The sequence below is a fragment of the Mesorhizobium sp. IMUNJ 23232 genome (assembly GCF_044326205.1).
Lineage (GTDB): Bacteria > Pseudomonadota > Alphaproteobacteria > Rhizobiales > Rhizobiaceae > Kumtagia.
Genome location: NZ_JBIRCY010000112.1, coordinates 1 through 9,929, shown reverse-complemented (window position 1 = coordinate 9,929; position 9,929 = coordinate 1). Strand labels below are relative to the sequence as shown.

The 9,929-nt window shown below is 62.8% G+C and carries 9 protein-coding genes and 1 pseudogene; 2 read left to right on the top strand and 8 right to left on the bottom strand.

The window, feature by feature from the left end; translation table 11 throughout:
* Positions 1–175, top strand: a pseudogene (locus tag ACH196_RS36795) (IS5/IS1182 family transposase); the annotation flags it as partial.
* A 1-nt stretch (position 176) separates the two neighbouring features.
* The gene (locus ACH196_RS36790) at positions 177–1,925 is read left to right on the top strand and encodes a calcium-binding protein (RefSeq protein WP_396651769.1); all 1,749 of its coding nucleotides are present in this window, start codon (positions 177–179) and stop codon (positions 1,923–1,925) included.
* A 242-nt stretch (positions 1,926–2,167) separates the two neighbouring features.
* On the opposite strand, the gene ACH196_RS36785 is transcribed toward ACH196_RS36790, so the two are convergent.
* From ACH196_RS36785 to ACH196_RS36750, 8 genes are all read right to left on the bottom strand, one after another.
* Positions 2,168–2,548 (bottom strand): 4Fe-4S binding protein, encoded by a 381-nt coding sequence (locus ACH196_RS36785; RefSeq protein WP_396651768.1) that lies wholly within the window; start codon positions 2,546–2,548, stop codon positions 2,168–2,170.
* Positions 2,545–4,134, bottom strand: coding sequence for an FAD-binding protein (locus ACH196_RS36780; RefSeq protein WP_396651767.1), 1,590 nt, complete (start codon positions 4,132–4,134; stop codon positions 2,545–2,547). The genes ACH196_RS36785 and ACH196_RS36780 overlap by 4 nt, the downstream gene beginning before the upstream one ends.
* A gap of 21 nt (positions 4,135–4,155) precedes the next feature.
* The gene (locus ACH196_RS36775; RefSeq protein ID WP_396651766.1) at positions 4,156–4,938 is read right to left on the bottom strand and encodes an ABC transporter ATP-binding protein; all 783 of its coding nucleotides are present in this window, start codon (positions 4,936–4,938) and stop codon (positions 4,156–4,158) included.
* Positions 4,911–5,810 (bottom strand): ABC transporter permease, encoded by a 900-nt coding sequence (locus ACH196_RS36770; RefSeq protein ID WP_396651765.1) that lies wholly within the window; start codon positions 5,808–5,810, stop codon positions 4,911–4,913. The genes ACH196_RS36775 and ACH196_RS36770 overlap by 28 nt, the downstream gene beginning before the upstream one ends.
* A gap of 18 nt (positions 5,811–5,828) precedes the next feature.
* Positions 5,829–6,803, bottom strand: a complete 975-nt coding sequence (locus ACH196_RS36765; protein ID WP_396651764.1) for an ABC transporter substrate-binding protein — start codon at positions 6,801–6,803, stop codon at positions 5,829–5,831.
* A gap of 40 nt (positions 6,804–6,843) precedes the next feature.
* On the bottom strand, positions 6,844–8,181 hold the full coding sequence (locus tag ACH196_RS36760) for an LLM class flavin-dependent oxidoreductase (RefSeq protein WP_396651763.1): 1,338 nt from the start codon (positions 8,179–8,181) through the stop codon (positions 6,844–6,846).
* An 803-nt stretch (positions 8,182–8,984) separates the two neighbouring features.
* The gene (locus tag ACH196_RS36755; RefSeq protein WP_396651762.1) at positions 8,985–9,752 is read right to left on the bottom strand and encodes an SDR family NAD(P)-dependent oxidoreductase; all 768 of its coding nucleotides are present in this window, start codon (positions 9,750–9,752) and stop codon (positions 8,985–8,987) included.
* A gap of 45 nt (positions 9,753–9,797) precedes the next feature.
* A partial coding sequence (locus ACH196_RS36750) for an integrase core domain-containing protein (protein ID WP_396650131.1) occupies positions 9,798–9,929 on the bottom strand: 132 nt, incomplete at its 5' end.

Genomic DNA, 9,929 nt, shown 5'->3' with positions numbered 1-9,929 from the left:
CGCGCCACACGATGCCGAGAAATACAAGTGGCGAAACCTGATCGAGCGGCTGTTCAACAAGCTCAAGAACTGGCGCCGCGTCGCCACCAGATACGACAAGACAAAGGAGTCTTACCTCGGCTTCGTCACCATCGCAGCAGTCAAGCTTTGGTTACCCTTTGTCCACGAGGCCTAGATTGAACGGGTTAACTGATCCAACATATAAATACGCCGACTATATCAGTTCTTCCACCCCGATGACGGTAAACTGGAACGTTGGCAGCATTGCCGATGGTCAATACGCCATGATCGCCGGCGGCAGCGAAATCAATGCAGGGGTCGCCGTGTTTCGCACATCGACCCTCATTGTTGGCCTGAACGCAACCGGCGATCAGGTGTTGAAAGGCACCGCGGGGGACGACGATGTCGTCGGGGGCGGATTTGTCGATTTCGCTCAGCTTGGAAGCGGCGATGATTTTGTCATGCTGGGTACCGGCGACGACGCGGCGACAGGCGGCGCCGGCGACGACGTGCTCGATGGCGGGACGGGCGCGGACGAACTCATCGGAGGGATCGGCAACGACATGTACTATGTCGACACCATGCTGGACGTGGTCGTCGAAATGTCCGGACAGGGTGCAGACGTGGTCGTCACCAGGGGAAGTTATGCGCTGGCAGCCGGAACGTCGATTGAGGAATTGCGGACATCATCCCAGGGCAGTACGGCCGCTCTTAGCCTGACCGGAAACGAATTGGACAACGTGATCACCGGCAACAACGGCAGCAATACGCTGTCGGGTGGCGCCGGAAATGACACGCTCGACGGCCTTGGGGGTATCGACACAGCTTCCTACGCCGACGCCACGTCCAGTGTAGCGGTGGGATTGGCGAGCACCGGCGTGCAGGACACGGGCGGCGCGGGCCTCGACCGATTGACGAGGATAGAGAATCTGGTCGGGTCGGCCTTTGCCGACACATTGACCGGCAGCGCAGGCAATAACCAGCTTTTCGGCAATGATGGATCGGATGTGCTGAACGGAGGCAAGGGCTTCGACAGGCTGGATGGCGGAGCGGGCAGCGACACTCTGAATGGCGGAGCCGACGACGACGTCCTTATCGTCGACGGGCTCGGCGACGTCGTTATCGAAACCGCTTCCGGCGGGATCGCCGATCGCATCATGGCGCGCGCCAGCTACAAGCTCGACACGGGAGTTCATGTTGAGTTCCTCACGACGACATCATCAACCTCAACAACCGCCCTGGCCCTGGTTGGCAATGAATTCTCGCAGGAAATAGTCGGCAACTACGGCACAAACACGCTGAGAGACGGGGCAGGTGTGGCCGACTTGCTGCGCGGCCTTTCCGGAAACGACGTATATCAAGTCTACAACTCGGCCACGACCATACAGGAAGGGGTGGCGCAAGGCGCGTCCGACCGCGTGGCGGCCGGGGTGGACTACGCGCTTGGTGCGGGTGTGCACGTCGAGACCATGACGACCAACGGAGCAACCGGCACCTCCGACATCTCTCTGACGGGCAACGAGTTCGCACAGACAATCATCGGCAACGCGGGCGACAACAGGATCGATGGAGGTGGCAGCGTAGACACCTTGCAAGGGCTGGATGGCGCCGACACGTTTGCTTTCACAACTACGCCCGGTCTGGGGAACGTCGATACGATTCTGGATTTTGATGCCGCGGCCGACAAGATCGAATTCGATGATGTCGTCTTTACCGCACTGACAACGTTGGGGACGTTGGCATCCGGCCAATTCCGCGCCAATCTGACCGGACTGTCGCAAGATGCCGACGATTTCATCATCTACGAGACCGACACTGGCAAGCTGTTTTACGATGCCAACGCCAGTGCCGGTGGCCCCGGTGTCCACTTCGCCACGATTGCCGTAGGCCTTTCCCTTGCAAACAACAACTTTATCGTCCTCTGAGGAACGTTGTGCGGCGGCCGGCGCATCGGACCCCAAGAATGTACAGGTACAAGTATCGGCGCAGATTTAACAACTATAGAGAAAATTCCAAGTTGGAAAGCAATATTACCCCGTATACGAATAAATTTTGTAAGTAAATATCAAGGATACTTCCTCGATTTAACTGCAAATTTACCTCATTTCGAACGGTGTTCGAAGACTTGTTTTACACTTTCAAGAATAATTCAGTTATAAATCTATATCTATGCTATAGACTCTTTATTCTCAGCTTCAACAATTGCCAGATCACGGGCTCGCAGGAACACGCTCTCCATGCGCCAGTGCTCGTTGGGGTAGCGCGGATCGCCTTCCCTTTCGTGCCAGCCGTGATTGCGACGGAACTCGCCGACCAGGCCGGAGGCGAGGATGATCTTCTCGTCGACCGGCGTCGAATTTTCGCAGTCGGGCGCGACGTAGATCGCGTCTTCCCGGCAATAGAGTTCGCACATGAAGCAGGTCTGGCAATCCTCTTGCCGGGCTATTGTCGGCGGACCGGCCTTGCTCCTCTCAAACACGTTGGTCGGACAAATCTCGATGCAGGCGTTGCAGGCCGTGCAACGTTCGGCAATCACCAGTTCGATCATGACGCAAGCTCCAGCGGTGCGGCGACGTCGGCGCGCGTCCAGATGCGGTCGAGCCCGCCAACCAGGATGCGGTGGCCGAAGGCCGCATCGGTTTCCGGCCGGTCGTCGCGCTGGTGCATGCCACGGCTTTCGTCACGGGCCAGTGCGGATGCCGCGCACCAGCGTGCGGTTGCAAGCATGGCGGCGAGTTCGCGCGCCTTGAGCGGCGCATCCGAGTTCCCGCGCAGGTGCGGCCGTATCTCGGCCCACGCGCTTTCGAGCGACGCGATGCCGCGTCTCAGTTTCGCCCCGCTGCGGAAGATGTTGCGGTCGTAGGCAAGCATTTCGGACTGGATCGCTTCAAGCGCGCCCGTGACGTCGACATCGCGGACGCTGGCGCTCGGACGCAGGCCGGCCTGGCCCAGCACGCGGCCGCCTCCGGTCGAATGGTGGCTTCTTGAGAACCGCGCGGCGCCCTTGCCCGCCCATTGCCCGGACGACACTGCCCACGCCGAATTGATGTTGCCGCCGCCCGAAATGGCGCCGGCCACCAGTTCGCGAGTCGCCGCGTCGCCGGCGGCGAACAGGCCGGGCACGGAAGTGGAGCAATCGTCGCTCGCGACACGCAGGCCGCCTATGCCGCGGATCGTTCCCTCGCCGTGCAGCGTGACCTCGAAACGATCATGGTAGGGGTCGATGCCCCATCGCCGGAAAGGCAGCATGAAGTTGGGCGAGATGGTCGGCACGCGCAGCCTGATGTCCTCAGGCGTACGCGACAAGTCGCAGAAGACGCGGCCTTTAAGCATAGCTTGCGCCAGAGGCCGTGTCGTTTCCGGCCCCGGCGGCATGGGAATGACCTTGCCATCCTCGTCGTAGTAGGTGGCGAAGGCGTAGGACATCGACCGCGTCATGGTCGAACGCACCGGCGCTGCGGTGTAGTAGGTCGTGAACTCCATTCCGGAAAGCTCGGCCCCGGCCTCGGCCGCCATCAGATAGCCGTCACCGGTGTTGGTGTGCGAGCCGAGCAGCCGCGACAGGAACGATGTGCCGCCGGTGGCGATCACCACGGCGCCGGCATTGATCTGCCATGCGCCGCCCTTCTGCCGCCTGACGCCACGGGCGCCGCTGATCGAGCCGTCTGAACGCTGCAGCAGTTCGAGCGCCGGGCTGTGGTCGAGCACGGTGACGCCAAGGCTGTCGACGAGCTTGCGCAGGGCGCGCATGTATTCCGGGCCGCGCAAGGCGCGATATTGCTTTACGCCGTTCTCGTCCGTGGAGAAGTCGTAAAGACCCTCGAGCGTCGGCAGACTCTCCCAGGTGAGCGCCAGGATGCGCGCCATCCAGTCCGGCTCGTTGAGACCGAAGCCGGTCTTGCGCCGGTTGGCGATGGCGTTCTCGCGCGCCGAGGCCGGGTCGGGCGGAATCCACCAGTGACCCGGTCCGGCGGTGGCGGTGACGCCGCTGGTGCCGCAATACCCCTTGTCGGCGAGGATGACGCTGGCGCCGGCGCGGCGCGCGGCGGAAGCGGCCCAGGTGCCGGCAAGCCCGCCACCGATGACGAGCACATCGGCGGCGAGTTCCAGAGTATCTTCGGTGGCTGGCTTCACTGCGGCTGACCTTATTTAACTTTAATAGGCGTGCGGCCTGCCGTGACGGACGCCCAGCCAATCGAGCAGCGCGCCGCGCGTCCTGGCGAAAACCGGATCGGCGACATCGCGCGGGCGCGGCAGATCGATGCGTTTCTCATGGGCGATGATGCCGTCCTTCATCACCAGCACCCGGTCGGCTAGCAGCACCGCCTCTTCCACGTCGTGTGTCACCAGCAGGACGGCACAGCCGTGCCGCTGCCAGAGCTCGCCGACGAGTTCCTGGGCCTTGATGCGGGTGAGCGCGTCGAGCGCGGCGAAGGGCTCGTCGAGCAGCAGAAGATCGGGCTCGCGCACCAGCGCGCGGGCAAGCGAAGTGCGTTGCGCCTCGCCGCCGGACAGCACCTTCGGCCACTGGTCGGCGCGGTGGCCGATGCCCACTTCCTCCAGCGCGGCAAGCGCCTGCGCGCGATCTGGCCGGCCAGGCAGGCCGAGCACCACGTTGCGCCACACCGTCTTCCACGGCATCAGCCGCGGCGCCTGGAAAGCGACGGCACGGCGGGACGGAACCTCGACATCACCGGTAATGTCGCGGTCAAGTCCGGCGAGGATGCGCAACATCGTGCTCTTGCCGCAGCCGCTGGCGCCGAGCAGCGCGACGAACTCGCCCCGGACGATGTCCAGATCGAGGTCGCGCAGCACGGCGCGTGTGTCGAAGCGCCGCGACAGGCCGCGCACCCGCACCGCCGTCTCGCCGAGGCGGAAGGCTGCCGCCCGCGATGCGGGATGCGTGACGTTCAGGTTCCGCTGAAGGACGGTCGCCATGCCAGAAAAATCCGTTCGAGAGTGCGTACGATGAAATCGACGCCGAGGCCGAGCAGCGCGTAGACGACGAGGCAGACGACGATGACGTCGGTCTGGAAGAACTCGCGGGCATTGGCCATCAGGTAGCCGATGCCGGCCGTCGCGTTGATCTGCTCGCCGAAGACCAGCGCCAGCCAGGCGATGCCGAGCGAATAGCGTAGGCCGACCAGCGCGTTGGGCAGCGCGCCGGGCAGCACGACATGGCGGATCAGCGCGGCGCGCGACAGGTCGAGCGTGCGGCCTGCCTCGATCAGCGACAGGTCGACGTTGCGGATGCCGGCATAGACGTTGAGATAGAGCGGGAAGGCCGTGCCGAGCGCGATCAGCGCGATCTTCGGCGCCTCGCCGATGCCGAACCAGATGATCAGCAGCGGGATGAGCGCCACCGAGGGCACGGTGCGCATCATCTGCATCGGCGCGTCGACCACGTCCTCGCCGAGCCGGAACAGGCCGGCCAACACCGCCAGCGTGACGCCGATCGTCCCGCCGATGGCGAGCCCGATGAGCGCGCGGCCGAGCGACGTGACCATGGCAGCCTGCATCTCGCCGGTTTCGACAAGCGCGGCCGCGCTGGAGATCACCGTCGAGGGTCCGGCCAGAACCTCGGGCGGCAGCACACCGCTGACGGAGGCCAGATGCCAGGCAAGAACCAGCAGGACCGGGCCGGTCAACCGGCGCAGCCATCGCGGCAGATTTTTGCCCGAGGCGGAGACGGGCCTGATTTTTTCGAGGGCCAGCCCTTCTGGCGGGCGGGTCGTGGCAGCTGCCGCCTCGCGCCGGCTGGCCGGAGCGGGCGACAATGGAAATGTTCCGAAGGATTCGACCGAACTCATTTCGTCTTCTCCGAAGGCTCAATTGGTCGGCAGGTCGCGATAGACGAAGTTCGCCAGCTTCAGGTCGCCGCTGAGCACGCCGGCTTCCTTCCAGGTCTCGAAGACGGTCTGCAAGGATGCGGCAAGGGTGTCGTCGACCGGCTCGCGTTTGTAGGCGGCTTCGCTCGCATAGAGGTACTCGACGGTCGCCCGATCCTGCTTGGTGAAGGCGGCGTAGAAATCGAGAAAGGCGTCCTTGTTCTGGCGCGACCAGTCGTAGCCGCGCTCGACGCGCGCGACGAAATCGGCGATGGCCGCGACCTTGCCGGGAACGGCGAGCGCGCTGTCGGTTGCGCTGTAGACGCCCTTGCCGGTGTTGATCCCAGGCCCGTCGATGAGCACGGTTGCCTTCAGCGTGCCGATCGAGCGCGCCAGATAGACGCCCCAGGTGCCCCAGGCATCGATGCCGCCGGACTGGAACGCCGCACTGGCATCCGCCGGCGTCAGGAAGGCGAGCTTCACATCATTGGCCGTCAGACCGGCTTTCTTCAGTACGCCGAGCGTAAGGAAATGCGCGACGCTGCCACGTGTCGACGGCGAGATGGTCTTGCCTTTCAGGTCCTGGATCGTCTTGATCGGGCTGCCGGCCGGAACGATCAGGGAACTGCCCAGGCCGCCATTGGTAAAGCTCGCGACCACCTTGATTTTCGAGCCTCCGGCGATCGCGCTAACCGTCGGCGAGTCGGCGGCGCTGCCGATGTCGACGGCGTCGGCCTTGAGCGCTTCGTGCAGGTTGACGGCCGCCGCATAGACCGACCATTCAATCTGATAGGGCACGTCCTTCAGAAGGCCGGCGGCCTCTAGCTTGGCGCGAGTCGCGCCGGTCTGGTCGCCGACGCGCAAGACAACTTTGCTTAGATCCTCGGCAGCCAGGGAAGGCGATGCGCCTGCAAGCGTGAGCGCCGCGAGGCCGCTGAGGACGACCGTGAAGAGACGGCGGGAAATCTTTGTCATGGCAATGCTCGCTTTCGTGAAAGGGGATGGATGGACGGGGTTATTCGGCAGCGATGGTGAGGTCGCGCCGCGCGTAGCGGTTTTCCGGTACCGGGATGCCGAGATTGCCGCGGAAGGTGGAAGCTTCGTATTCGCTGCGGTGGATGCCGCGCTTCTGCAGGATCGGGACGACCTCCTCGATGAAGACCTCAAGCTCCTTCGGCAGCGAGACGTTGTAGACAAAACCGTCGGCGGCGCGGTTTTCCAGCCAGCGCTCCAAGGCGTCGGCGACCCGCTCCGGCGTGCCGACAAAGTCGGTGCGGGGCGTGGCGAAGCGCAGTGCAACCTGCCGGAGCGTCAGATTGTCCTTGCGGGCAGCCTCGATAACGCGGTCGGAATGACTGCGATTGCTGTTGGCGCCATGTGCGGCAACATCCGGGAACGGCGCGTCGAGGTCGTGCTGGAGGAAATCATAGTCGTTGAACGGCCGCCCCAGCATCGACAGCGCATTCTCGATCGAGGTGAGGTTGGCGAAATCCTGGTACTTTCGTTCCGCCTCCTCCTCGGTCGAACCGATCACCGGCCGGATGCCGGGCAGCACGAAAAGCTGGTCCGGGTCGCGGCCGAAGCCGGCGGCCCGCCGTTTGATGTCGTGATAGTAGGCGGTCGCCTCGTCGAAGGTTTCGTGGCCGACGAAGATCGCGTCGGCGCGGCTCGCGGCGAAATTCCTGCCGTCCTCAGACGCGCCCGCCTGGAAGATGGCCGGCTGGCCCTGTGGCGAGCGGGCGATATTTAACGGCCCGCGCACCTGGAAGAATTCGCCTTTGTGGTCGAGACGATGCAGCTTCGACGGCTCGAAGAATTTTCCGCTCGCCTTGTCGTGGACAAGCGCGTCGTCCTCCCATGAATCCCAGAGGCCCTGCACCACGTCGAGATATTCGGCCGCCAGCCGGTAGCGCGTGTCGTGCGCGTAATGCGCCGCCTTGCTGAAGTTCGAGGCGCTGCCTTCGAGCCAAGAGGTGACGACGTTCCAGCCGGCGCGGCCGCCGCTTATGTGGTCGAGCGAGGCGAACTGGCGCGCGACGTTGTATGGCTCGCTGTAACTTACGGTCAGGGTAGCGACGAGGCCGATGTTCGACGTAGCACCTGCCAATGCTGAGAGAATCGTCAGCGGCTCAAAGCGATTGAGATAGTGCGGGCTGGATTTCTCAGTGATGAAGACGCTGTCGGCAACAAACAGGAAATCGAACTTTGCCTGCTCGGCGAGTTGGGCCTGCCGCTTGTAGTATTCGAAACTGGTGCTGGCCGTTGGGTCGGCATCGAGATGGCGCCAATCGCCCCAACCCATACCGACGCCGTGCAACATGAAACCGAGCTTCAACTGCCGTTTGCAGCCCATGCATCTCTCCGTCGACAATGGCCGGCAAGGCACCGACGATAGAAGTATATTAAGTCTATAAATCTTATAGACTAGGCATTCCTTTCTGATTTTGAGCACAAAGCGAAACGCAGCTTCCATCGGAGAACCCGGCTGCCGGTCTCTGATTGCGATGGCTAGCGGTTCGTAAGCGGGGCTCTGACCGTACCTTCTTTGCACCCGTCTGCCGAGGCACCTTCACGATCCGATTTAGGGGAACGCTTTGGCTCCAGATTTCACTATAGACTTGGGCCGGTGAGCGAGGTCCGGCGCTTAGAGATCATCAACGGAGCGGCTGGCCGCCGGCGTTGGTCAGCCGACGACCGAGCGCCGATCCTGGAGGAGACGTTGGCCCAGGATGGTGTCAGCAATGGCACGCCAGCACGGTTTGGCGCGGCAACGGCTGTTCGCCTGGCAGCGCGGGGCGCGCAAGCAATTGGAGATTGGGCACCGCCCACTTTCGTGCCGGCAGTCGTGGCCGCTCCCGAACCGATGGAGGCGAAGGAGCCGAGCCGCGAGGGAAACGGCGGGCGCCAGGACGTACTGCCTCGATCGAGCTGGACTGGTCATGCGTCACGGCGAGGATCGGCAGCGGTGCCTCACCCGCCATAATCGCGGCGGCTAATCGTTGGATATGATCGCGACGTTGCCTGCTCTCAGCGCGAAAGCGGTGAAATGACGCAAACACGACGTACGGCTTAGTCGCCGGCAACGTCCGCTTTCAAGGAATAGCAATCCGGCCCTGACAACCGAGATGCGGCGCGAAGCAGCCATCGGACCAATGGTCAGATCGCGGTGAACCCGTTGTCTACAAAGAGATGCGTGCCTGTAATAAAGCTCGACTCGTCGCTCGCAAGGAAAAGAGCCGCCTGTGCCACCTCTTCGGGCTCTCCTATACGGCCCTGTTGGACTGCGAGTGCAGCTTCTGACGTATCGACACCGAGGCGGCTGAGTTCGTCTACCTCACGTAGGCCATGTGGTGTCCGCACGAAACCGGGACAGACCGCATTGCACCGGATGTTGCGGTCGCGGAATTCGACAGCGATAGCGCGCGCAAACATATGGCACGCGCCCTTGGTCGTGTCGTAGAGAACCTCCATCGGGGTGGCGGCCACAGCAGAAATCGACGATGTACAAACAATGGAACCTCCACCGCCTGCGATCATTTGGGGGATCACAGCACGCGTCATCAAGAACATTGATCGGACGTTAACGGCGTGGAGCCAATCCCATTCATCAACTGTCGTCTCCAGGAGCGGTTTGATCACAATCGTTCCGGCATGATTGAACAACGTGGTGATCCGGCCAAAGGCTTCGGATGCTTGCCCGACCGCAGTCTTAACCTGGGCTTCGTCTGAAACGTCAGCGACAAAGAAGTCTGCGGCACCACCCGCTGCGCGAATGTCTGCGACAGTTTCCGCAGCAGCCTCGCCATTGCGGTCGACGATCGCAACCTTGGCGCCTTCAGCGGCAAAAAGGCGCGATGCCGCGCCTCCCATGCCAGTCGCACCGCCGGATATGATCGCGACCTTCCCCTGCAATCTCTTCGGCATCGGCAATCTCCCTTAAATGAGGAGGATGAAGCCCCGGGCTTCAACCTAGGTGTCATTTCCAAGGACGTTGTCCTTGATCAATCTAGCTATGGGTGGTTTTCCGCCGAGGGCGGCGTGAGGTCTGCGGTTGTTGTAATCGCCGAGCCATGCAGGCATTGCGGCGGTTCGCTGTGCGGA

Excerpts from the sequence above, each read along its gene's own strand:
- ACH196_RS36785 (WP_396651768.1), bottom strand. The coding sequence starts at position 2,548 with ATGATCGAACTGGTGATTGCCGAACGTTGCACGGCCTGCAACGCCTGC.
- ACH196_RS36775 (WP_396651766.1), bottom strand. The coding sequence starts at position 4,938 with ATGGCGACCGTCCTTCAGCGGAACCTGAACGTCACGCATCCCGCATCG.
- ACH196_RS36770 (WP_396651765.1), bottom strand. The coding sequence starts at position 5,810 with ATGAGTTCGGTCGAATCCTTCGGAACATTTCCATTGTCGCCCGCTCCG.
- ACH196_RS36765 (WP_396651764.1), bottom strand. The coding sequence starts at position 6,803 with ATGACAAAGATTTCCCGCCGTCTCTTCACGGTCGTCCTCAGCGGCCTC.
- ACH196_RS36760 (WP_396651763.1), bottom strand. The coding sequence starts at position 8,181 with ATGGGCTGCAAACGGCAGTTGAAGCTCGGTTTCATGTTGCACGGCGTC.
- ACH196_RS36755 (WP_396651762.1), bottom strand. The coding sequence starts at position 9,752 with ATGCCGAAGAGATTGCAGGGGAAGGTCGCGATCATATCCGGCGGTGCG.